Below are 20,909 nucleotides of genomic sequence, written 5' to 3'. Positions count from 1 at the left end.
CCCGGAGTAAGCGGTTCACCACATAAGACATCCGTCTTGAGCCTCAAATAAACGCCAAAAAGCGGGCCACGGAAGCTTCTCCGTGGCCCGCTCAGGTGGCGGTGGAACGCGGGGTCAGTGCGAGAAGTTGCCCCGGTAGTACTCGAAGACGAAGCCGATCATGCTCATCACGATCGCGAACACGCCGATCAGGAAGAGCCACCAGCCGATGACCAGGCCGACCGCGCTGAGGGCGACGGCCAGGCAGACGAAGAGCGGCCACCAGCTGTGCGGGCTGAAGAAGCCGAGCTCCCCGGCGCCCTCGCTGATCTCGCCCTGCTTGTCGTCCTCCGGCTGCTCGCCGATGCGGCGGGCCGTGTACATGAGGTAGTAGCCGATCATGAACGCGAAGCCCACCGAGATGGCCATCGCCGTCGTGCCGACCGGCTCCTTGGACCAGTACCAGTAGACGACGTCCACGGCGGCGAAGAAGACGCCGCAGAGGATGAACAACCAGCCCTGGACCTTCATCGGACCTCCTCCAGCTCACGATCGGCCGGGATGTGCGGGTGCTTGAGGTCGAACGCGGGGCGCTCGGACCGGATCCGGGGCAGCGAGGTGAAGTTGTGCCTCGGCGGCGGGCAGGAGGTCGCCCATTCGAGGGAGTTGCCGTAGCCCCACGGGTCGTCCACGGTGACCTGCGGCGCGGTCTTGTGCGTCTTCCACACGTTGTAGAGGAACGGCAGCGTGGAGGCGCCCAGCAGGAACGCGCCGACCGAGGAGACCATGTTGAGGTCGGTGAAGCCGTCGATCGGGCTGTAGTCGGCGTAGCGGCGCGGGAAGCCCTGCGCGCCGAGCCAGTGCTGGACCAGGAACGTGGTGTGGAACCCGACGAAGAGCGTCCAGAAGTGGATCTTGCCCATCGTGTCGTTCAGCATCTTGCCGGTGAACTTGGGCCACCAGAAGTAGAAGCCCGCGAACATCGCGAAGACCACGGTGCCGAAGACCACGTAGTGGAAGTGGGCGACCACGAAGTAGGAGTCGGAGACCTGGAAGTCGAGCGGCGGGGAGGCCAGGATGACGCCGGTCAGGCCGCCGAACAGGAAGGTCACCAGGAAGCCGATCGAGAACAGCATCGGCGACTCGAACGACAGGTGGCCGCGCCACATGGTGCCGATCCAGTTGAAGAACTTCACCCCGGTGGGCACCGCGATGAGGAACGTCATGAAGGAGAAGAACGGCAGCAGCACCTGTCCCGTGGGGAACATGTGGTGCGCCCACACGGTGATCGACAGACCCGCGATGGCGATCGTCGCGCCGACCAGGCCGATGTAGCCGAACAGCGGCTTGCGGCTGAAGACCGGCAGCACCTCGGTCACGATGCCGAAGAACGGCAGCGCGATGATGTAGACCTCCGGATGGCCGAAGAACCAGAACAGGTGCTGCCAGAGCAGCGCGCCGCCCGTCTGGGAGTCGAAGATGTGCGTGCCGAGCTTGCGGTCGGACTCCAGCGCCAGCAGCGCGGCGGCCAGCACCGGGAAGGCCATCAGCACCAGGATCGAGGTGAGCAGGACGTTCCAGGTGAACATCGGCAGGCGGAACATGGTCATGCCCGGCGCGCGCATGCAGATGATCGTGGTGATGAAGTTCACCGAGCCGAGGATCGTGCCCAGACCGCTGATGGTCAGGCCCACGATCCACAGGTCGCCGCCGACTCCCGGGGAGTAGATGGCGTCCGACAGCGGGGCGTAGGCGAACCAGCCGAAGCTGGCCGCGCCGCCCGGGGTGATGAACCCGGCCAGCGCGATCGTGCTGCCGAAGGTGAAGAGCCAGTAGCTGACCATGTTCAGTCGCGGGAAGGCGACGTCGGGGGCGCCGATCTGCAGCGGCATGAGCTCGTTGGCGAAGCCCGCGAACAGCGGGGTCGCGAACATCAGCAGCATGACGGTGCCGTGCATGGTGAACAGCTGGTTGAACTGCTCGTTACTGGTGAACTGAAGACCCGGCTGCGCCAGCTCCGCCCTCATGACCAGCGCCATGACGCCGCCGATCAGGAAGAAGATGAACGAGGTGATCAGGTAGAGATGTCCGATGATCTTGTGATCGGTGGAGGACGCCCACTTCGTGATGATCGAGCCCTTGCGGGTCGGCACCGGGGGAAGGGGCAGGGATTCGTTGTGCGCGGTCACTGGGCACCCGCCTGACTAGCGATGTACTGGTCGAACTCGGCGGGGGTGACGAGCTTCACCGAGAAGAGCATCCGGCTGTGGTCGACGCCGCAGAGCTCGGCGCAGCGGCCGGCGTAGACGCCGGGCTTGTTCAAGGTCTCCACCTCGAACCTGTTGTTCACCCCGGGGATCACGTCGAGCTTGAAGTGGAAGGCCGGGACCCAGAAGGAGTGGATGACGTCCGGCGAGTTGAGCAGGAACTTGATCTTCTTACCCGCGGGCAGCACCAGCTGCGGGCCCTGCATGTAGTCCGCCGCGGGCTCGCCGACCACCTGGGCGGTCTTGCCGCTGTAGTCCGTGGTGAAGCGCCAGCTCCACTGGAAGCCCTCGACCTTGACCGTCACGTCGGGCTTGGGGGACATGCTGGTGATGTAGTTCTGGTCCCGCGCGGTGAAGAAGAAGAAGACGCCGACCATGATGATCGGCACCACCGTGTAGAGGATCTCGATCGGGAGGTTGTACCGCACCTGAGGCGGCAGCTCCTCCTTGGAGTTCTTCTTCTTACGGTGGAAGGCAACAGACCAGAGGATCAGGCCCCACACGACCACACCGGTGGCGAGGGCGGCGATCCACGAGCCGTTCCAAAGACTCTGGACGGCCTCGGACTGCTTGGTGATGCCCTCGGGCAGGCCTGCTCGGGACCAGTCTTCGGCACTGCACGCCGTCAGGGAAACCAGCAGCAGCGCCAGAGCGGCAGCGCGTGGCACCCGGCGGCGGGCCAACGGACGCCGTGCAGAACGGCGGGTCGGACTCACGGATCGCCTACCCCACAGAGGAAGCCCAGGAGTCGCTCCTGGGCGGTCGTTTGTTCACATTCAAGATTTCGTAGTTCACAGCTTCACGCTGGGGGACACATTAGCGCGGACACCCCTCGCCCTCCCCCGCAGCCCCCGCCCGCACCGCGCGTGGTGCGACGATTGGGAGGTGGCGTACTTCGACGCGGCCTCCACGGAGCCGCTGCACCCCCAGGCGCGCGAGGCTCTCATCGCGGCCCTCGACGTCGGCTGGGCCGACCCCGCGAGGCTGTACGGCTCCGCCCGCCGGGCAAGGATGTTACTGGAACAGGCGAGGACCGAGGTGGCCGAGGCCCTGGGCGCCAGGGCCGACGAGGTCTCCTTCACCTCCTCCGGCACCCAGGCGGTGCACCTGGGCGTGCTCGGCACCCTGCGCGGACGCCACCGGGCCGGCCGCCGCCTGGTCACCTCGGCCGTGGAGCACTCCTGCGTGCTGCACGCGGCGGGCGTCCACGAGCGCGACGGCGGCTCGGTCGAGACGGTCGGCGTCGGGATCACCGGCGCGGTCGACCCGGAGGTCTTCGGCGAGGCGGTACGCGCCGAGGGCACGGCCCTGGCCTGCCTGCAGAGCGCCAACCACGAGGTCGGCACGCTCCAGCCCGTCGCCGAGGCGGCGGCGGCGTGCGCCGAGGCGGGCGTGCCGCTGCTGGTGGACGCGGCCCAGACGGCGGGCAGGATGCCGCTGCCCCCCGGCTGGTCGGTGCTGGCCGCCAGCGCGCACAAGTGGGGCGGCCCCGCCGGGGTCGGCGTGCTGGTGGTCCGCAAGGGCACCCGGTGGCGCACCCCCCTGCCCGAGGACGACCGCGAGCGCCGCAGGGTCCCCGGGTTCGAGAACGTGCCCGCGATCGTGGCGGCGGCCGCCGCGCTGCGCGCCACGGTGGCCGAGTCGGCCGTGGAGTCGGCCAGGCTCTCGGCGCTCGTGGACCGCGTCAGGACCGAGGTTCCCAGGCTGGTCCCGGACGTCGAGGTCATCGGCGACCCGGTCGCACGGGCGCCGCACATTGTCACCTTTTCGTGTCTTTATGTGGAAGGTGAGGCGTTGCTGACAGAACTCGACAAGGCCGGGTTCTCGGTATCGTCCGGCAGCTCCTGTACGGCGAGTACGCTTCGTCCGTCGCATGTTCTGGAGGCCATGGGCGTGCTCACGCACGGAAACGTCCGCGTTTCGCTCCCCCGGGGCACCTCGGCGACGGATGTCGACCGTTTCCTCGCCTTCCTGCCGGACGCGGTGCGGAGGATACGCGAGGAGGCGGGAGTCAGGCTTTGATCAACGTTCGGGGAGTTCCGGGAGTTTCGGGAGTGAAGACGCGATGACGTCCAGCCAGGCCACTCCGGCGGGATCGGCACAGCCTCCCGCCCTGACCATCGACGCGCTGGGCAAGAAGTGCCCGATCCCGATCATCATGCTGGCGGCGCAGATCAACGACGTGCCCCGCAACGGGATCGTCGCCGTCCTCGCCGACGATCCGGCCGCCGTCACCGACATCCCCGCCTGGTGCCGCCTGAAGTCGCACCACCACGTGGGCAGCCACGAGCTCCCGGAGCGCGGCTGGGCCATCCACGTACGCCGCAATTACTGACATGTCCTGAAATTGGGTATGACCTCCCCCGGAAACACGTCAAACGGTTCGGGGGGACGGCATGAGCGGTGAGACGGCCAGAGATCTGATGCACACCGGGGTCCGGTGCGTCGAGGCACACGAGACACTCGACCGGGCGTCGCAGATGATGCGGGACATGGACGTGGGCGCGCTGCCCATCTGCGGCAGCGACGACCGGCTGAAGGGGATCATCACCGACCGCGACATCGTGGTCAAGTGCGTGGCACGGGGGCTGGACCCCTCCAAGATGACCGCGGGGGACCTCGCGACCGGCCTGGTCTGGGTGTCCTCGGACGCGGGCGTCGAGGAGGCGCTGACCAAGATGGAGCAGAACCAGATCCGGCGGCTGCCGGTGATCGAGGACGGCCGCATCATCGGCATGATCACCGAGGCCGACCTGGCCAGGAAACTGCCCGACGACAAGCTGGCCGAGTTCGTGCACCGCGTCTACGCGAGCGGCTGACCTCGGAGTGACGCCTCCTGAGCCGCCGGGACCCGGCGGCTCAGGGGATGGCTTCCCGCGGGTACGGCCCCCTGCCCCGAAGGACGTCAAGGCCGTCGCGGCCCAGGAGGGGCGTCCTGCTTCCGGTACGGCTCAGGCTTCGTGCTTCCAGTACGGCTCAGGCGTGGTGGCACTTCACGAAGGGGGCCACCTCGGCGGCGGCGTCGGCGCCGTAGGCCCCGGCGAGGCGCTCCAGGAAGACCTTCTGGCCGAGCTCGTACTCCTGGCCGCCGACCTGCTCCAGGACGTGGGTGGCGGTGAGGTTGCCGACCTGGCCGCAGCGCTCCGGGGACAGGCCCCAGGCCAGGGCGGACAGGAAGCCGGAGCGGAAGGCGTCGCCCACGCCGGTGGGGTCGGCCTTGCCGAGCTCGGGCGCCGGGGGGACGTGCAGGGACGGCTCGCCCTTGCGGTCGATGACGACGCCCTTGGGACCGAGCGTGGTGACGCGGACGCCGACCCGGTCGAGGATCTCCTCGTCGCTCCAGCCGGTCTTCTGCTCGATCATGCCCTTCTCGTAGTCGTTGCCGAAGAGGTAGGCGGCGCCGTCGACCAGCTCGCGGATCTGCTCCCCGGGCATGCGGGCGAGCTGCTGGGAGGGGTCGGCCGCGAACGGGATGGCGCGCTGGCGGGCCTCGGCGGTGTGCCTGAGCATCGCCTCGGGGTCGTTGGGGCTGATCAGCACCAGGTCGAGGCCGCCGACCCGCTGGGCGACCGGGCCGAGCTCGATGAGGCGGGCCTCGGCCATCGCGCCGGTGTAGAACGACGCGATCTGGTTGTGGTCGTCGTCGGTCGTGCACAGGAAGCGGGCGGTGTGGTGCGTCTCGGAGACGTGGATGGAGTCGCAGTCGACACCGTGGCGCTCCAGCCAGGAGCGGTAGTCGGCGAAGTCCGCGCCGACCGCGCCGACCAGGACGGGCGTGAGCCCCAGGCAGCCCATTCCGAACGCGATGTTGGCCGCGCAGCCGCCTCGGCGGACCTGCAGGTCGTCCACGAGGAACGACAGGGAAACCCGGTCGAGCTGACCGGCGATGAGCTGGTCGCTGAAGCGGCCCGGGAAGGTCATCAGTTGATCGGTCGCGATTGAGCCGGTGACGGCGATGCGCACGGGGTTCTTCTCCTCGTTGTCTGCATCTTCGGAACGTGGGCGATTGGGCCACGCGGGAAGTTGAGCCACGCAAGAATACGCGACCTTTCCCGCGCCCCGCTCGTACCCCACGACTACCCCGATCGGGCGCGCGAAAGCCCCGCGGGGTGACCGATGTCACCCCGCGGGGCCGGGTGTTCCCGCGGGTTCGGCCCGCCTGGCCGAACCCGCCGGTTCGCCTGGTTCGCCTAGTTGAACGAGTCGCCGCAGGCGCACGAGCCGGTGGCGTTGGGGTTGTCGATCGTGAAGCCCTGCTTCTCGATCGTGTCGACGAAGTCGACGGTGGCGCCCACGAGGTAGGGAGCGCTCATCCGGTCGGTGACCACGCTCACGCCGTCGAAGTCGGAGACGACGTCGCCGTCCATCGAACGGTCGTCGAAGAAGAGCTGGTAGCGCAGGCCGGAACAGCCGCCGGGCTGCACGGCCACGCGCAGCTGGAGACCTTCCTCGCCCTGCTGCTCCAGCAGGCTCTTGACCTTCGCCGCGGCCGCGGAACTGAGGATCAGGCCCTGCGCCGTGGTCTCGCTGCTCTCAACCGACATGTTGGTGACTCCCGCGTCTGCGTCAGCCGCTCCCCGGGAGCGGCTGTCTGTTTATGACGTCCTTCTCAGACGCTACCAACACCCGTCCCCCTGTACACATTCCTGAGACGACAGACACATCCGTCCTTGGACAAAACCCCCTCCCCCGGAATAAAGCCCCAATCCTGTGTGTCATCATTAGTCGTCACTTCGACGATAAGGGGGTGTGGCCATGACGACCACCGAGACCGGGCTTCCGCTCTTCGTCCTCGGCAGAGGTGTCGACCCGCACAGCGAGCGCGGCGTCGACTGTCCCGGCGAGCTGCCGTCCGCTTCCGACCCGGCGCTCGTGGAGCGCGCCAGGAGGGCCAAGGCGGCGCTCGGCGACCGGGTCTTCGTACTGGGCCACCACTACCAGCGCGACGAGGTCATCCAGTTCGCCGACGTGACCGGCGACTCGTTCAAGCTCGCGAAGGAGGCGGCCGCCCGCCCCGACGCCGAGTACATCGTCTTCTGCGGCGTGCACTTCATGGCCGAGTCCGCCGACATCCTCACGTCGGACTCCCAGAAGGTCGTGCTGCCCGACCTCGCGGCCGGGTGCTCGATGGCCGACATGGCCACCTTCGACCAGGTGGAGGAGTGCTGGGAGGCCCTGGAGGACGCGGGGATCGCCGGGATCACCGTCCCCGTCACCTACATGAACTCCAGCGCCGACATCAAGGCGTTCTGCGGGCGCAACGGCGGCGCCGTGTGCACCTCCTCCAACGCCAGGCGCGCCCTGGAGTGGGCCTTCTCACGCGGCGAGAAGGTGCTCTTCCTCCCCGACCAGCACCTGGGCCGCAACACCGCGGTGCTGGAGATGGGCCTGTCACTGGACGACTGCGTCGTCTACAACCCGCACCGGCCGAACGGCGGCCTCACCGCCGAGCAGCTCGCGAACGCCAAGATGATCCTCTGGAAGGGGCACTGCTCGGTGCACGGCCGCTTCAGCGCCGAGTGCGTGGACGACGTACGTGCCCGCATCCCCGGCGTCAACGTGCTGGTCCACCCCGAGTGCAGGCACGAGGTCGTCACCAAGGCCGACCACGTCGGTTCGACCGAGTACATCATCAAGAAGATCGACGAGGCTCCGGCCGGGTCCTCCTGGGCGGTGGGCACCGAGCTGAACCTGGTCAAGCGGCTCGGCGCCATGTTCCCCGACAAGGACGTGACGTTCCTGGACCGGACGGTCTGCTACTGCTCGACGATGAACCGGATCGACCTCCCGCACCTGGTGTGGGCGCTGGAGTCGCTCGCCGCTGGTCAGGTCGTCAACCAGATCACCGTGGACGCCGACACCGCCCACTGGGCCGGGGTCGCCCTGGACCGGATGCTGGCCCTGCCCTGATCCCGGCGCCCTGATCCCGGCGCCCTGATCCCGGCGCCCTGATCCCGGCGCGCTGATCCCGGCGTGGACGGGCCCCGGCGGGTGGTGACCCGCCGGGGCCCGTCGCGTGCCGGGGACCTGTCGCGTACCCGGGGTCGGGGGAGCACCGCGTGAGCGGGGCCTATACGAGCCCGTAGACCACCCTGACGCTGACCGACACGTCCTGGCGGCCGGGGCTGATCGACGCCCTGTCGACGGCCGCGGCGAAGCCGGCGATCGGCGTCGGCGGGGTGACGGTCTGCTCGTTTATCTCCATGACGCGGCCGAGCCCGCGGCCGGCGAGCCTGGCGTACTGCGTGGCGCGGGCCTGGGCGTCCCTGAAGGCGATGTCGCGCGCCAGCCTGAGCGGCACGCGGTTGTCGGACACCTCGAAGGAGATGCCGTTCAGCCGGACCGCCTCGCCGGCGGCGGCCGCCGCCTCCACCACCTCGTCCGCGTTGTCGATGTCGCGCACTATGGCCTCGATGCCCTGCGTGGCCCGGTAGCCGGAGACCGTGGGATATTGCCGGTACTCGGGAGCGAGGGTCAGCTCGTCGGTCCGCATGTCCCTGGCCGCGACCCCGGCCGCGAGCAGTGCCCGTGTCAGGGCGGCGGCGGCGTCGCGGGCCGCGCTGAACGCCGCCCCGGCGGTGGGCCGGCGCACCTCGACGCCGGTGTCCAGCCGCATGATGTCGGGCGTGGCGGACACGCTGCCCTCTCCCACGACCGTGATCTGGGGGCGGTTCCCCTCCTCGGTCGCCGCCTGAGGCGTGGAGCCCGCGATGGGTGTGGGGCCCGCGAAGGGTGTGGAGTCCGCGAACGCGGCGCCGCCGGACAGACCGGCGAAGAACAGTCCCGTGGAGACGAGCACGGCCGAGGCGACCGCCTGAGACATCTTGATCATAAAGTCATGGCACCACGGGGCCGCGGCCGCGGCGTCGAGCGCTGCGCGGGCCCTGTCGTGTCTTGGCCGAATCCCGAGAAGGTGTTTTGCCGCCGGCCGTGCCGGATTCCGGCCTGACCGCAGCGGGAGGGCCGGGGCCGGTGGAGACGTGGCCCTAGAGCCGGGTGAGTCCTCGCCACCAGCCCAGCAGCCCGCCGTCGCCCTCGATGGCGTAGTCGTCGGGGCTGCGCCTCCCCCACACGACCTGGAGCAGGTCGGCCGACGTGGCGGCGCGCACGGTCACGGTGCCCGGCTGCAGGGAACGCCGGTGATGGAAGCGGTCGGGATCGAGGGTGATCACCCACCCGGCCCCGGTGTCGGCCTGCAGGGAGATCGTCTCGCCCCCGCCCCTGATCTCGGCCACGTCCGGGTTCCACCTCGCGTGCGGCAGGACGTCGAGGAACTCCTCGACCCCGTCGGCCGCCACGTGCTCGTCGATCACGACCGGGACGCCCACCGCGAGCTCGGCGTCCACCCGGTGCACCAGGGTCTCGTGGAGCATCCGCCTCGACCAGAACCGCACTCGCTTGTCCGCGCTCCAGGTCCACATCGGCGCCTGCGGGTCCTGCGACAGCAGCGCCTCGGGCAGGAAGGTGGCGCCCTCGCCGAGCCAGGCGGGGTAGCCGTCCGGGTCGGCGGGCAGGCCCATGTCCATGCCGTCGCGGTCGTGACGTCGCTCGGCCAGCTCGCGCACCATGGCGGCCACCCACCGGTGCACGCCCCCGGTGTGGGTGACGAGCCTCGCCAGGTCCCAGCCGGGGCAGGTCCGTACGGAGACGGACATGTCACGCCCCTTCAGGACGTCGGCCATCCGGGCGATCTCCGTGGCGGCGGCCTCGGCGTGCTCGGCGTGGGTCCACTCCCTCATGTCAACCCTCTCGCGTGAAGCGCATGAACTGCTTTTCGTACTCCTTGGCGTCGGTGCTGGTGGCCAGCAACCGCTGCACCTTCCCCTTGAAGTCGAACACCACCGCCTCGTAGCCGGAGCCCTTGCGCCGCCAGCCCGCGATGTGCTCGTCGTCGTACCAGCCGATGAGCCGCTCCGTCTCGAACGGGATCCGGACCTTCGCCGGGGCGTCGGAGCCGGTGGACCAGACGCAGATCTCCTTCTTGCTCTCCTTGCAGTACGTCAGCAGGGACGAGCCGGACGGGGAGATGTCGTCGCCCTCGACCGTGATCGGGGTGCCCACGTCCAGCAGGGTCTGCAGCACGGTGCCCTGCGTGTCGTAGAAGCGGATGCGCTGGGTCTTGCCGGTGAGCGCCCAGGTGCCGACGGCCCGGCCGTCGCCCCGCCAGAAATAGCTCCACTTGCCCGCGTCCTTCTCCTTCACGCGGACGACCTTCGCCTTCTTCGTGGCGACGTCGATGATCGCGAAGCCGTACTCCTTGCTGCTGTCGCCGACCGCCTCGTAGAGGGTCACCAGGCCGCGTCTGCCGTCCGGCGACCACTGTGGCAGCGTCGGGTAGACCGGTGCCTTGGTGATCCTGATCCTACTCGCCGCGCCGGATCGATGATCGATGATCGACACGATCGCGTAGCTCTGCGCGTCGTACATCCGGTCGGTGCCCAGCGCCTGGGTGCCCTCGGCGTTGACCGTGTACTGGAAGTACTTGCCGTTCTTGACGAACCGGTCGGTGCCCTGCTCGCGGACGTAGAGGGTCTTGTCCCAGTCGAGGCTGTAGGAGCTCAGCTTGATCGGGTCCTGGTCGCTCTCGTGGAGCGTGAGCGAGCTGCCGGGCAGCTTGATCGTGCCGTCGGCCTCCGGCACCGTCGGCGCGGTGGGAGCGGGGGTGCGCACGACCGGTGTGGTGTCCGCCCGGGTGGTCCCCGGCGTGTCGGCGCCGGTGCCGCGCAGCGCCAGCACGACGCCCCCGGCCACGAGGGCGGTGACCAGCACACCTCCCACGACCGCCGGCCACATCCGGCGCCCGCGCGGGGCGGGGGCCGCCTGTCCCCGGTACGCCGGTGCGCCGGGGTTCCGGTACGGGACGCCCTCCGGCGAGGAGGAGGGATAGGTCGCGGGGCCGCCGTAGGGCTGGGCCCCGGGGTGGCCGGGATGTCCCGGATACCCCGGCTGCTGCCCCGGTTGCCGGTGGCCGGGGCCCTGCGGGGGGTAGCCGCCCGCGTAGCCGTCGGGGCCGGGATACCCGCCGGGAAAGGACCGCGCGGAGGGCGGCCCCTGCTGCGGGGAACCGTGGGGCCAGGACTGCTGGGCGTGACCGCGCGGGTCCGACTGCTGGGCGTGCTCGGCGTTCTGGGCCTGGACGTGACCACGGGGGTCCGGCTGCCAGGAGTGCGGGGCCTGGCCGCGCGGGTCCGACTGCTGGGGGTGGGGTTGGGCATAATCGGCAGGACCTGTGGGACCTGTGGGACCTGTGGGACCTGTGGGACCGCTCTGCGGGCCCTGTGCCGGGTATCCCCCGCCGGGCCCGCCCTGCTGGGCGAACGGCTGCTGGGGATGCGGCTGCGGCCCGGAATGCTGCCGGTGGTCCCACTGGGCGTGCTCGTCGCCGTCCGGGCGTCGCTGCCCGTACACGGTGTCCCCGAGGTCGTTCCCGCCCGGCCCCGGGCCGGTCTGCTGCGCCGCGGCGGCCGAGCCCTCGGCGAGGATGCCGCGCGGCGCGGTGGGCGTCGCGGCACCGGTCGCGCCGCCCGCGTGGCCGAGCAGCCGCAGCAGCGCCTCACCCGCGGCGGGCCGCTGGGCGGCGTCCTTGGACAGGCACTGCCCGACCAGGTCGCGCAGCGCCGGGTCGGTGATCGCCCCCAGGTCCGGCTCCATGTTCATGATCCGGTTGAAGATCGCCGGGAGGCTGTCCGTGCCGAACGGCGGCTGCCCGGTGGCCGCGAAGACCATCGTGCAGCCCCACGCGAACATGTCCGCGGGCGAGCCCGCGTTCTCCCCGGCCAGTTGCTCGGGGGTCATGTACGAAGGGGTGCCGATCGCCATCGCGGTCAGCGTGGAGGTCCGGTCGAGCGCCTTGGCGATGCCGAAGTCGATCACCCGGGGGCCGTCGGGGGCCAGCAGCACGTTGGAAGGCTTGAAGTCGCGGTGCACGATCCCCGCCTGGTGGATGGCGACGAGCGCGGTGACCGTGCCGATCGCCAGGCGGTGCAGGCTCGCCCCCTCGCGCGGCCCCTCGGTCGCCACGACCGCGTCGAGCGTCGGGCCGTCGATGTACTCGCTGACGATGTACGGGCGATGCTGGTCGACCCCGGTGTCGATCACCGCGGCGGTGCAGAAGGGCGCGACCCGCTGGGTCGTGCTGACCTCGCGGACGAAGCGCTCCATCGCCTCCTCGTCCTGCGCGAGGTCCGCGCGGAGCAACTTGACCGCGACGCGGGCCCCCGTGGGGGAAACGCCCAGGTAGACCGTTCCCTGGCCTCCCTCACCGAGCCTCGCGGTGAGCCTGTACTCCCGCACGTGCTCGGGATCCCCGGGCCGCAAGGACGCGAGGTCCGCCATGGTCACACCCTTCTCCCGTATGGATTTCCGGTCCCATTGTGAGGGCAAAGGGTCACAGGACGTACATCAAACCGCAAGCCGGACAGCCACAATGGCGCGTTCCAGACGATCTCGCGAATCGCGCGGAAAGTCCTTGCGGGACGGGCTTCGCGGGTGACCCCTCGGGAGCCGGGCGCATCCCGGCGCGGGCACCCTCGCAGGAGGCGGGCACATCCCGGAACGGGCACCTTCGAGGAGCCCGGCGCATCCCGGAACGGGCACCTTCGAGGAGCCGGGCGCATCCCGGAGCGAACCGCCTCTCAGAGGCCGGGCGCGCCCCAGAGGGGGAACCAGCGGCCGAGATCGGGCTCGATCTCCAGCTCGCCGCCGATCGCGCCGCGTACCTGCAGCTCCAGCGCGTTGTCCCGGCGCTGCGCCTGCCCACCGGCCTGCCCGCCCGCCTGCCCGCCGATCTGGCCGCCGGTCCGCCCACCGGCCTGGCCGCCCGTCCCTCCGGCGGGCAGCGGGGCGAACGGGTAGAAGGTGCCCTGCTTGTAGAGGTACACCAGCGCGAGCGCGCGGCCGTCGGGGGCGGCGAAGGAGATCAGCGAGCAGAGCAGGGAGGGGCCGAAACCCGCCGCCTCGAGGGAGGAGTTGACCGCGTGCAGGTCCGTCACCAGGTCACCGAGCATGTCGGGGGCATCGGAGGCACGGCGCACCAGCAGCCACGTGTAGCCGTAGGAGTCCTTCGACACCTCCACCGGGGGGCCGCCCCCGGCGTCCAGCAGCTGGGTGACGTCACGCTCCAGCTCGGCGAAGGCCCCGCCCTCGGCCGAGCGGAAGCAGACCGCCCCCACCCCCGTCGGCGCCAGATCGGTGGCGGCCTGCAGGGTCACCGCGGCCGAGGGCAGCGCGAACAGCGCGTCCAGGTCGGCCCTGGCCGGTTCGCTCCGCCCCATCAGCGCGTCCCACCAGCGCATCGGACCACTCCCCCTCGAACCTCTCCGCCGCCCGGCGCGTCCTCCCGCTCCCTTACCCGCCCCGTCCGCCCCGTCCGCTCCGTCCGGTCCGGCCGGTCACCCGCCCTGCCCGAGCTGGGCGGAGATCCTGCCGAGCTGCTCCAGTCGTCGTTCCAGCGGCGGGTGGGTCGCGAAGAGCGCGGCCAGGCCCGCCTTGCCGGACAGGGCCGGGGCGAAGAAGAAGGCGTTGAACGGCTCGGCCTCGCGCAGGTCCTTCGTCGGGATGCGGGCCATCTCACCGCTGATCTTGACGAGGGCGCTGGCCAGGGCGGAGGGACGCTGGGTGAGCAGGGCCCCCGCGCGGTCGGCGGCCAGCTCGCGGTAGCGCGACAGGGCGCGGGTGAGCAGGAAGCTGACCGCGTACACCAGGGCCGAGACGAGCAGGATGATCAGGCCGATCGGCAGGCCGCCCCTGTCGTCGCGCCCGCGCCCGCCCAGGCCGCTGTAGAGCGCGACCCTGGTCATCAGCCCGGCGACGATGCCGAGGAAGGACGCGATCGTCATGACCGCGACGTCACGGTGGGCCACGTGGGACATCTCGTGGGCGAGCACGCCCTCCAGCTCGCCGCCGTCGACGCGGCGCAGCAACCCCGTGGTCACGCAGACCACGGAGTTCTTCTGGTTACGGCCGGTGGCGAACGCGTTCGGGACGTCCGAGTCGGCGATCGCCACCCGCGGCTTGGGCATGTCGGCCAGCGCGCACAATCTGTCGATCATGCCGTGCAACTCCGGGGCCTCCTGCGGGGAGACGACACGTCCGTGCATCGCGAACAGCGCGATGCGATCGGACATGAAGTACTGCACGAGCAGGATGCCACCGGCGATCAGCAGCACCACGACGGCCCGGACGCCCAGCGTGATCAACACGGCCACGAAGACCACGTAGAGCAGTCCGAGCAGGAACATGGTCACCACCATGCGCCTGGTCAGGCCCCGGTCCGGGGCGAACCGGGTTTGTGCCATATGTCCAAGCTAGCCGGGAATCAGCCCCTCATTGCCGAGCATCTCCCGTACTTCGTCCATGGATGCGTCGGCCGGAGGCAAAATCAGCTCCGAGGACTCCAGGCTGTCGTCGGGCAGCGCCTTGCCGACGTGGCGGACCTTGTCGAGCAGGGCGTGCAGCCGCACCCGGAAGGCCTCCTCCTCGCCGGCCTCGATGGCGGCCTCCAGCTCGGCGTCCAGCGTGTTCAGCACGTCGAGGTCGGCGGGGGCGATGTCGATCTGCCCCTCACCCATGATGCGGACGATCACAGGCCCTCCCCCGGCTGGCGCAGCTGCTGCGTCTGGTTGGACTGCGGGTGCTCGTGGTGCGGCTGCTGGGGCTGGGGCTGCTGCTGGGGCTGCGCCGGGCCGGGCGTGATCGCGCCCTGCGGCGCGGGGCCCTGGCCGAGCTCGGCCTTCATCCGCGCGATCTCCAGCTCCACGTCGTGCCCGCCGCCCATCCGGTCGAGCTCGGCCTGGATGTCGTCGCCGCGCTGCCCGCTGAAGTCGTCGAGCGCGCCGCTGGCCAGCAGCTCGTCGATGGCGCCCGCGCGGGCCTGCATGGAGGCCGTCTTGTCCTCGGCCCGCTGGATCGCCAGGCCGACGTCGCCCATCTCCTCGGAGATGCCGGAGAAGGCCTCGTTGATCCGCGTCTGCGCCTCGGCGGCGGTGTAGGTCGCCTTGATCGTCTCCTTCCTCGTACGGAAGGAGTCGACCTTGGCCTGCAGACGGTGGGAGGCGGTGGTGAGCTTCTCCTCCTCGGCCTGCAGGTTGTCGTGCTGCACGCGGAGGTCGGCGATCTGGGTCTGCAGGCTGCCACGGCGGGTCAGCGCCTCGCGAGCGAGGTCCTCGCGGCCGACTCCGAGCGCCTTGCGGCCCTGCTCCTCGAGCTTGCGCGACTGCGCCTCGATCTGGTTTATCTGGAGCTCCACGCGCTTGCGCGAGGTGGCGACGTCCGCCACACCCCGGCGCACCTTCTGCAACAACTCCAGCTGGCGCTGATACGAGTAGTCCAGGGTCTCGCGAGGATCTTCCATCTTGTCCAACGCGTTGTTCGCCTTGGACCTGAAGATCAGCGAAAGTCTCTTCATCACGCTCATGCGCGTCGGCCGTCCCCTTCTTCAATGCGCTTCGGGTCACCCCAAGTGAGTCCAGCCCCCGAAAAGCACCGGAGCCACCATAGGGTTCACCCTACGCATAACGCGCGGGGGCGTCACTAAGTTGCAGTCCCGGTAGGCTGACGTTGTGTTCCGACGTACCCAGACCACCGCGGACGACTCCCCCGTCTCCGCTAACGATCCTAAGCCTGCGGGCAAGGGGCGTCCCACACCCAAGCGACGGGACGCCGAAGGCCGTCGCCGGCAGCCGGTGAACGCCCCCCAGAACCGCAAAGAGGCCTACAAGAACCTCCGCGAACGCCAGGCCAGCGAACGGGTCAAGGCACGCGAGGGCATGCTGCGCGGCGACGAGCGTTACTTCCCCGCCCGCGACAAGGGGCCCGCCAGGAAGTTCGCGCGTGACTGGGTCGACTCCCGTCGTCTCGCCAGCCAGTACTTCCTGCCGTTCTCCCTCCTCATCCTGCTGCTCACCTGGATCCCCTTCCCGGCGGACATCCGCGGCTACGTCTACGTCGCGGTGATCACGGTCGGCTGGCCGCTCATGATGGTCGGTGTGCTCCTCACCTCGATCTGGGTGTCCTGGAAGGTGAAGAAGCTGACCGCCGAGAAGTTCCCCAACGAGAACCTCAGGGGCGTCGGCTTCTACGCCGCCATGCGCGCGCTGCAGATCCGCAAGCTGCGCTTCCCGCCGCCCGCCGTGCTGCCCGGCGGCAGGCCGGTCCCGCCGAAGAACTGAAGGCGGCGAAGCCGCCGCGGCGCCGGAGAGACACCGCGCGCCCGAGTACGTTCCGGAACCCCGCTCCCTTCCACGAGGGGCGGGGTTCTTCGCGTCCGCTCCCGTTCACGACGGACGCGGACCGGGCGAGCGCCGCCCCGGGCGACGGTCACCTCTCGACGACGTTCCAGTCCAGCTCGCCGTCGACGACCTCCGGTTTCCAACGGCCGACGGAGCCACCGGTCTCCATGGCGTCCGCCGTCGCCCGCAGCAGGCGGTAGTACGAGCCGATCCGGGTGCCGCCGGCCGCGAAACTCATCGTGCCCTCGTGGTCGGTGGCCCCGACGTCGCGCACCACGGAGTCGATCACCAGGTGGTCACCGCTCCCGTTGCCGCCGAACGGGATCATCCGCCCGTCCCACGACTCCGCCCGCGCGCCGGCGTCACCCCTGACCTCGCCGTCCACCTCGCACAGCCACCGCCAGGTGTCACGGATCTCGCGTACCCCGTGGTTCCCGTGACCGAAGAACCCGAACGGCCAGGTGCCGGCCACGAAGGAGGCCCCGTCGTGCCGCAGCAGGGAGGCGCGCAGGTCGTCGGGGAGGCGCAGGCCCATCTGCGCCTCGGCGACGGCGATCGTACGGGGCCTGGCGGGCCTGTCCAGCGTGCGCAGGCTCGCGTGGGCGTTGGTCTTCAGCCATCTCTCGATGCGGCGCCACTGGCGGTTCACCGCCCGGGTCACCCTCGGGTCGACCGCCCGCACTCGCGGGGCCCGCGCCCGCGGGTGGCAGTCGGCGTCGGGAACCGCCATGGGAGTCCCGGCGGTCTCGTGCGGGACCGGAGTCTCGTACGGCCGGACGGGATCTGTCGGTTGGGGATACCGATCCATGTCGGAATACAGCTGCTCGATGTGCTGGAACTCCTCCGCGTCCACACATCGGACGACCCGGAGCGTCCCTTCCGTGTAAGCCGGATAACGCGACCCCGGCTCCGGCAAGGTGTCCGGTTCCGGCTCGCACTCCTCGTCCACGCTCCGGGAATCGGTCGCCTCGACCGTCTCCGTCCCGTTCGAGAAGACCGCGCTCTCCAGGGCCTGCGTGCCGAAGGCGAGCAGGCACAGTCCGACCCCCACGGCACCCCAGCGGACCAGGCGGCCCCGGGTGGCCCTGTCCAGCGGCTCTCGCGGCGTCCGCGGCCCCCGCTCGAACATCCGCTCGACGGCGGACCTGACGGCGGAGGGGGGCCTGGCCGCGTACCTCCTGAGGTCCTCGTCCGTGGGGGTGCCGAGGATGGGCGTGGAGGGCCATCGCGGCGCGTGCCCGGCCTCGGAACCCGGCCCCTGCGGCGGGGATGTCTTCCCCGGCTCCTCGGTCGAGAAGGCGTTTCGCGACCCCTCGACCGGGAGGGCGGTGCGGCGGTCCTCCGCCCGCCGCCACAGGCGGGCGACCGCCACGACGGCTGCCACCAGCGCCACCGTGGCGAGCGCGAGTCGTACCCGTCGAGAAGTGATCAACCGCAACACGCCCGGCAGGCTATCCCGAATCGCCGCGAAGTATGATGCCTACTAACCTCGGAGCATGGAATTCCGCCACCTTGGCCGTAGCGGTCTCATGGTCAGTGAGATCAGCTACGGCAACTGGATCACACACGGCTCCCAGGTAGAGGAGGACGCCGCCAAGCAGTGCGTGCGAGCGGCACTCGACGAGGGGATCACCACCTTCGACACCGCCGACGTGTACGCGGGCACCAAGGCGGAGGAGGTTCTCGGCCGCGCCCTCGCGGGGGTCCGCCGCGAGTCCCTGGAGATCTTCACCAAGGTCTACTGGCCGACCGGCCCCGGCCCCAACGACCGGGGCCTGTCGCGCAAGCACATCACCGAGTCCCTGCACGGCTCGCTGCGCCGCCTGCAGACCGACTACGTCGACCTGTACCAGGCGCACCGCTTCGACAACGAGACGCCGCTCGAGGAGACCCTCAAGACCTTCGACGATCTCGTACGCCAGGGCAAGGTCCTCTACGTCGGTGTCAGCGAGTGGACCGCCGAGCAGATCGGCCGGGCACTGAAGATCGCCGACGAGATGGGCTTCGACCGCCTGGTCTCCAACCAGCCCCAGTACTCCATGCTGTGGCGGGTCATCGAGGCCGAGGTCGTGCCGCTGAGCGAGAAGGAGGGCGTCGGCCAGGTCGTCTTCTCTCCCATCGCCCAGGGCGTGCTCACCGGTAAGTACCGGCCGGGGCAGCCGCCCCCCGCCGGTTCCCGGGCCACCGACCCCAGCGGGGGCAACTTCATCTCCCGGATACTCAAGGACGACGTGCTCACCCGCGTCCAGCAGCTGGAGCCGGTCGCCGCCGACCTCGGCCTGTCCATGGCCCAGCTCGCGGTGGCCTGGGTGCTGCAGAACCCCAACGTGTCCTCGGCCATCGTCGGGGCCAGCAGGCCCGAGCAGGTCCGCGACAACGTCAAGGCCTCCGGGGTGAAGCTGGAGTCCGAGGTGCTGAAGAAGATCGACGACATCCTCGGCCCGATCGTCGAGCGCGACCCGGCCAAGACCGTGAGCCCCGAGCGGCGCCCGTAGCGCGGTGACCGGTCACGGTGAACGCCACGGGCGTTGACCGGGCTTCATCGCGTTCGTGCGCGGAGCTGGAGAGAACCCCTCGGGCCTTCGGTTCCCTGGCCCCTCATCCTCACCGAGGGTGCGGGGGGCAGAGGGCCGAGAGGTTCTCCGTCCGTCCGGGTTCACTCCGGGTCCGTCCGGGTTCACTCCGGGCGCAGCGACATCCCCTCGTACTCGACGCGCTCGCCTTCGAGCAGGGTGACCTTCTCGACCCCGGACTCCAGCAGCTCACGCCAGCTTTCACCGAGCCACGACTCGGCATCCGCCTGGCTCGGGAACGTGTCGGACGGCGAAACACCCTCGACCATCTCGCCACCATTCGCGTTTTCGTAACGCCAGCGCCACGTCATGCCATAGCTCCTTCTCGCGGGTCCTGCCGGTGCCCTCGGCGGCTCAGCGAACACTACCTCTCCCGGACACTCCCGGGCATGAAGGCGAGATCATGACGTCGCGTTCCGCCTCCGGGACGTTTCCGACACCCCGGACATGCCTGGCACCCCGAGCACCCGGGACACCCCAGACACCCCAGACATGCCGGGCACGGCCGCCGGAGCCGTCCGGTCCCGCCCGGGTACGGAGGCGCGCGGCCTCTCGACCGGTTCTCCGACTTCCCTGACTTCCCTGACTTCCCCCTTCGACCCGACAGGAGACCGGGCGTGAAAATCTTGATCTCCGGTACGGCGGGCACGGGCGGGTGGCCGGCCCCGGACTGCGGGTGCGCCTCCTGCGCCCGTGTCACGCCGGGCCGCCGCCCCGTCTCCGTGGTACTCGACGTCCCGGCGGCATCCGACAACCCGGCGACACCCGGCGGTCCAGTGGCGCCCGACGGCCCGGTGGCGCCCGACGGTCTCGCGCGGCTGCCGCTGTCCGGCTCGCTTCCGCCCGGCTACCACGCCTCGGTCGGTCCGGACGGCCTCACCGTCACCACCCCCGGCGGCCGACGCGTCCTCCACGCCATCTCTCCCTCACACGGCGAGCCGCCGGACGGCGAACCCTCAGGCGACGGACGGGGCCTACCGGCGGAGGACACCGGTGGCGGTGCGGGAGAGGCGGTGGACCTGGTGCTGCTGGACGTGCTGGACCGGCCGGAACGGCTCGGGGACCTGCGCCGGCGGGGCCTGGTCGGTGAACGGACGCACGTGGTGGCCGTCGGCGCCGACCACCGGGTCCCCACGGAGGCGGAACTCGCCCGGCGGGCCGCGCTGTGGGGGGTGCGCGTCGTACCGGACGGCACGGTCGTCGACACCGGCGAGCCCCCGCCCGCCCGGGTCCCCCCGCCCAGGAGGACCCTCCTGCTCGGCGGGAGCCGGTCGGGCAAGTCGGCGGAGGCCGAACTCCGACTCGCGGCGGAACCCGAGGTGCTCTATGTCGCGACGGGCCCCTCCGGCGACGGCGACCCCGAGTGGCTGCGCCGGGTCCGGGCGCACCGCGACCGCAGGCCCGCCCACTGGAGGACCGTCGAGAGCGTCGACCTGGCCGGGCTGCTGCGGTCCGCCGACACCCCGCTGCTGATCGACGGGCTCGGTACCTGGGTGGCCGCCGTCTTCGACGAGTGCGACGCCTGGCCGGGCGACGACGGCTCCACCCGTGAGGACGGGAACGGCAGGGACGGCAGGGACGGCAGGGACGGCAGGGACGCTGTCGCGGCCCGTTGTGACGATCTGGTGGCGGCCTGGAGGCAGACCCGGGTCCGGGTGGTGGCGGTCTCCGACGAGGTCGGGCTCGGCGTGGTGCCCGGTACCGCCGGCGGCCGGGTGTTCCGGGACGCCCTCGGCCGGTTGAACCAGCGCCTCGCCCTGGAGTCGGAGGAGGTCGCCCTCGTCGTCGCCGGCCGCCTCCTCCCCCTCCCCGTCTGACCGCCCCAGGCCCCTTCTGGTCCTCCCCGGCGAGAGCCGGGGAAC

Annotated in this window: 21 protein-coding genes; 7 read left to right on the top strand and 14 right to left on the bottom strand. The window is 70.4% G+C overall.

Translation table 11 applies throughout. From position 1 onward, the window contains the following. Positions 1–114 precede the first annotated feature (114 nt). From ACFYWM_RS15335 to coxB, 3 genes are read right to left on the bottom strand one after another with little or no spacing between them, the layout of a single operon-like run. Complete coding sequence (locus ACFYWM_RS15335; protein ID WP_344916564.1) at positions 115–510, bottom strand: cytochrome c oxidase subunit 4; 396 nt, start codon at positions 508–510, stop codon at positions 115–117. Beyond that, positions 507–2,168 (bottom strand): cytochrome c oxidase subunit I, encoded by a 1,662-nt coding sequence (ctaD, locus tag ACFYWM_RS15330; protein WP_389914382.1) that lies wholly within the window; start codon positions 2,166–2,168, stop codon positions 507–509. Before ctaD ends, ACFYWM_RS15335 begins: the two co-directional genes overlap by 4 nt. Continuing rightward, entirely contained in the window at positions 2,165–2,914 is a 750-nt protein-coding gene (coxB, locus tag ACFYWM_RS15325; RefSeq protein ID WP_389914379.1) for a cytochrome c oxidase subunit II, read from the bottom strand. Before coxB ends, ctaD begins: the two co-directional genes overlap by 4 nt. 217 nt (positions 2,915–3,131) lie before the next feature. On the opposite strand from coxB, the gene ACFYWM_RS15320 reads away from it, so the two are divergent. The 3 genes from ACFYWM_RS15320 to ACFYWM_RS15310 all read left to right on the top strand — a co-directional run bounded on the left by ACFYWM_RS15320 (position 3,132) and on the right by ACFYWM_RS15310 (position 5,065). Then, positions 3,132–4,268, top strand: coding sequence for a cysteine desulfurase family protein (locus ACFYWM_RS15320; protein ID WP_389914376.1), 1,137 nt, complete (start codon positions 3,132–3,134; stop codon positions 4,266–4,268). 43 nt (positions 4,269–4,311) lie between these two features. Next, positions 4,312–4,581, top strand: coding sequence for a sulfurtransferase TusA family protein (locus ACFYWM_RS15315; protein WP_389914373.1), 270 nt, complete (start codon positions 4,312–4,314; stop codon positions 4,579–4,581). A gap of 61 nt (positions 4,582–4,642) precedes the next feature. Continuing rightward, positions 4,643–5,065 carry a CBS domain-containing protein gene (locus ACFYWM_RS15310; protein WP_389914369.1) on the top strand — a complete coding sequence of 141 codons (423 nt, stop codon included), beginning with the start codon at positions 4,643–4,645 and terminating at the stop codon, positions 5,063–5,065. A gap of 157 nt (positions 5,066–5,222) precedes the next feature. Here ACFYWM_RS15310 and ACFYWM_RS15305 read toward each other — a convergent pair whose 3' ends face one another. Together ACFYWM_RS15305 and ACFYWM_RS15300 are read right to left on the bottom strand one after the other, a co-directional pair. Beyond that, positions 5,223–6,209: a carbohydrate kinase family protein gene (locus tag ACFYWM_RS15305; RefSeq protein WP_389914367.1), complete on the bottom strand. Its 987-nt coding sequence runs from the start codon at positions 6,207–6,209 to the stop codon at positions 5,223–5,225. Between the two features lie 227 nt (positions 6,210–6,436). Further along, on the bottom strand, positions 6,437–6,790 hold the full coding sequence (locus tag ACFYWM_RS15300; RefSeq protein WP_030910261.1) for an iron-sulfur cluster assembly accessory protein: 354 nt from the start codon (positions 6,788–6,790) through the stop codon (positions 6,437–6,439). Between the two features lie 211 nt (positions 6,791–7,001). Between ACFYWM_RS15300 and nadA the strand changes: the two genes are divergently transcribed. Then, positions 7,002–8,156: a quinolinate synthase NadA gene (gene nadA / locus ACFYWM_RS15295; RefSeq protein ID WP_389914364.1), complete on the top strand. Its 1,155-nt coding sequence runs from the start codon at positions 7,002–7,004 to the stop codon at positions 8,154–8,156. A 160-nt stretch (positions 8,157–8,316) separates the two neighbouring features. Here nadA and ACFYWM_RS15290 read toward each other — a convergent pair whose 3' ends face one another. The 7 genes from ACFYWM_RS15290 to ACFYWM_RS15260 form a co-directional block, all read right to left on the bottom strand. Further along, a complete protein-coding gene (locus ACFYWM_RS15290) occupies positions 8,317–9,078 on the bottom strand; it encodes an SIMPL domain-containing protein (RefSeq protein WP_389914361.1) in 762 nt (253 codons plus the stop codon). A 154-nt stretch (positions 9,079–9,232) separates the two neighbouring features. Beyond that, positions 9,233–9,985 carry a maleylpyruvate isomerase family mycothiol-dependent enzyme gene (locus tag ACFYWM_RS15285; RefSeq protein ID WP_389914358.1) on the bottom strand — a complete coding sequence of 251 codons (753 nt, stop codon included), beginning with the start codon at positions 9,983–9,985 and terminating at the stop codon, positions 9,233–9,235. A gap of 1 nt (position 9,986) precedes the next feature. Next, entirely contained in the window at positions 9,987–12,581 is a 2,595-nt protein-coding gene (locus ACFYWM_RS15280; RefSeq protein WP_389914355.1) for a protein kinase, read from the bottom strand. A 299-nt stretch (positions 12,582–12,880) separates the two neighbouring features. Then, positions 12,881–13,540 (bottom strand): hypothetical protein, encoded by a 660-nt coding sequence (locus ACFYWM_RS15275; protein ID WP_389914352.1) that lies wholly within the window; start codon positions 13,538–13,540, stop codon positions 12,881–12,883. A gap of 96 nt (positions 13,541–13,636) precedes the next feature. Beyond that, complete coding sequence (gene htpX, locus ACFYWM_RS15270; protein WP_389914349.1) at positions 13,637–14,542, bottom strand: zinc metalloprotease HtpX; 906 nt, start codon at positions 14,540–14,542, stop codon at positions 13,637–13,639. A 9-nt stretch (positions 14,543–14,551) separates the two neighbouring features. Further along, positions 14,552–14,830, bottom strand: coding sequence for a hypothetical protein (locus ACFYWM_RS15265; protein WP_344746177.1), 279 nt, complete (start codon positions 14,828–14,830; stop codon positions 14,552–14,554). Next, complete coding sequence (locus ACFYWM_RS15260) at positions 14,827–15,660, bottom strand: PspA/IM30 family protein (RefSeq protein ID WP_389914346.1); 834 nt, start codon at positions 15,658–15,660, stop codon at positions 14,827–14,829. The genes ACFYWM_RS15265 and ACFYWM_RS15260 overlap by 4 nt, the downstream gene beginning before the upstream one ends. Positions 15,661–15,805: 145 nt before the next feature. On the opposite strand from ACFYWM_RS15260, the gene ACFYWM_RS15255 reads away from it, so the two are divergent. Next, a complete protein-coding gene (locus ACFYWM_RS15255) occupies positions 15,806–16,414 on the top strand; it encodes a DUF3043 domain-containing protein (RefSeq protein ID WP_389914343.1) in 609 nt (202 codons plus the stop codon). Between the two features lie 148 nt (positions 16,415–16,562). Here the strand turns inward: ACFYWM_RS15255 and ACFYWM_RS15250 are convergent, their stop codons facing one another. Then, positions 16,563–17,915: an SMI1/KNR4 family protein gene (locus ACFYWM_RS15250; RefSeq protein ID WP_389914340.1), complete on the bottom strand. Its 1,353-nt coding sequence runs from the start codon at positions 17,913–17,915 to the stop codon at positions 16,563–16,565. A gap of 55 nt (positions 17,916–17,970) precedes the next feature. Between ACFYWM_RS15250 and ACFYWM_RS15245 the strand changes: the two genes are divergently transcribed. Continuing rightward, positions 17,971–18,969 (top strand): aldo/keto reductase family protein, encoded by a 999-nt coding sequence (locus tag ACFYWM_RS15245; protein ID WP_389914338.1) that lies wholly within the window; start codon positions 17,971–17,973, stop codon positions 18,967–18,969. A gap of 182 nt (positions 18,970–19,151) precedes the next feature. Here ACFYWM_RS15245 and ACFYWM_RS15240 read toward each other — a convergent pair whose 3' ends face one another. Beyond that, positions 19,152–19,358 carry a hypothetical protein gene (locus tag ACFYWM_RS15240; RefSeq protein WP_362866487.1) on the bottom strand — a complete coding sequence of 69 codons (207 nt, stop codon included), beginning with the start codon at positions 19,356–19,358 and terminating at the stop codon, positions 19,152–19,154. A gap of 306 nt (positions 19,359–19,664) precedes the next feature. Between ACFYWM_RS15240 and ACFYWM_RS15235 the strand changes: the two genes are divergently transcribed. Further along, the gene (locus tag ACFYWM_RS15235) at positions 19,665–20,864 is read left to right on the top strand and encodes a bifunctional adenosylcobinamide kinase/adenosylcobinamide-phosphate guanylyltransferase (RefSeq protein WP_389914334.1); all 1,200 of its coding nucleotides are present in this window, start codon (positions 19,665–19,667) and stop codon (positions 20,862–20,864) included. Positions 20,865–20,909: the final 45 nt, after the last annotated feature.

The organism is Streptosporangium sp. NPDC002721 (assembly GCF_042888905.1).
In the GTDB taxonomy this organism is placed as follows: Bacteria; Actinomycetota; Actinomycetes; order Streptosporangiales; family Streptosporangiaceae; genus Streptosporangium.
This window is presented reverse-complemented; position numbering and strand designations above follow the sequence as displayed.

Excerpts from the sequence above, each read along its gene's own strand:
- ACFYWM_RS15240 (WP_362866487.1), bottom strand. The coding sequence starts at position 19,358 with ATGACGTGGCGCTGGCGTTACGAAAACGCGAATGGTGGCGAGATGGTC.
- ACFYWM_RS15315 (WP_389914373.1), top strand. The coding sequence starts at position 4,312 with ATGACGTCCAGCCAGGCCACTCCGGCGGGATCGGCACAGCCTCCCGCC.
- htpX (WP_389914349.1), bottom strand. The coding sequence starts at position 14,542 with ATGGCACAAACCCGGTTCGCCCCGGACCGGGGCCTGACCAGGCGCATG.
- ACFYWM_RS15310 (WP_389914369.1), top strand. The coding sequence starts at position 4,643 with ATGAGCGGTGAGACGGCCAGAGATCTGATGCACACCGGGGTCCGGTGC.
- ACFYWM_RS15285 (WP_389914358.1), bottom strand. The coding sequence starts at position 9,985 with ATGAGGGAGTGGACCCACGCCGAGCACGCCGAGGCCGCCGCCACGGAG.
- ACFYWM_RS15290 (WP_389914361.1), bottom strand. The coding sequence starts at position 9,078 with ATGATCAAGATGTCTCAGGCGGTCGCCTCGGCCGTGCTCGTCTCCACG.
- ACFYWM_RS15300 (WP_030910261.1), bottom strand. The coding sequence starts at position 6,790 with ATGTCGGTTGAGAGCAGCGAGACCACGGCGCAGGGCCTGATCCTCAGT.
- ACFYWM_RS15245 (WP_389914338.1), top strand. The coding sequence starts at position 17,971 with ATGGAATTCCGCCACCTTGGCCGTAGCGGTCTCATGGTCAGTGAGATC.
- ACFYWM_RS15260 (WP_389914346.1), bottom strand. The coding sequence starts at position 15,660 with ATGAGCGTGATGAAGAGACTTTCGCTGATCTTCAGGTCCAAGGCGAAC.
- ACFYWM_RS15275 (WP_389914352.1), bottom strand. The coding sequence starts at position 13,540 with ATGCGCTGGTGGGACGCGCTGATGGGGCGGAGCGAACCGGCCAGGGCC.
- ACFYWM_RS15335 (WP_344916564.1), bottom strand. The coding sequence starts at position 510 with ATGAAGGTCCAGGGCTGGTTGTTCATCCTCTGCGGCGTCTTCTTCGCC.
- nadA (WP_389914364.1), top strand. The coding sequence starts at position 7,002 with ATGACGACCACCGAGACCGGGCTTCCGCTCTTCGTCCTCGGCAGAGGT.
- ACFYWM_RS15280 (WP_389914355.1), bottom strand. The coding sequence starts at position 12,581 with ATGGCGGACCTCGCGTCCTTGCGGCCCGGGGATCCCGAGCACGTGCGG.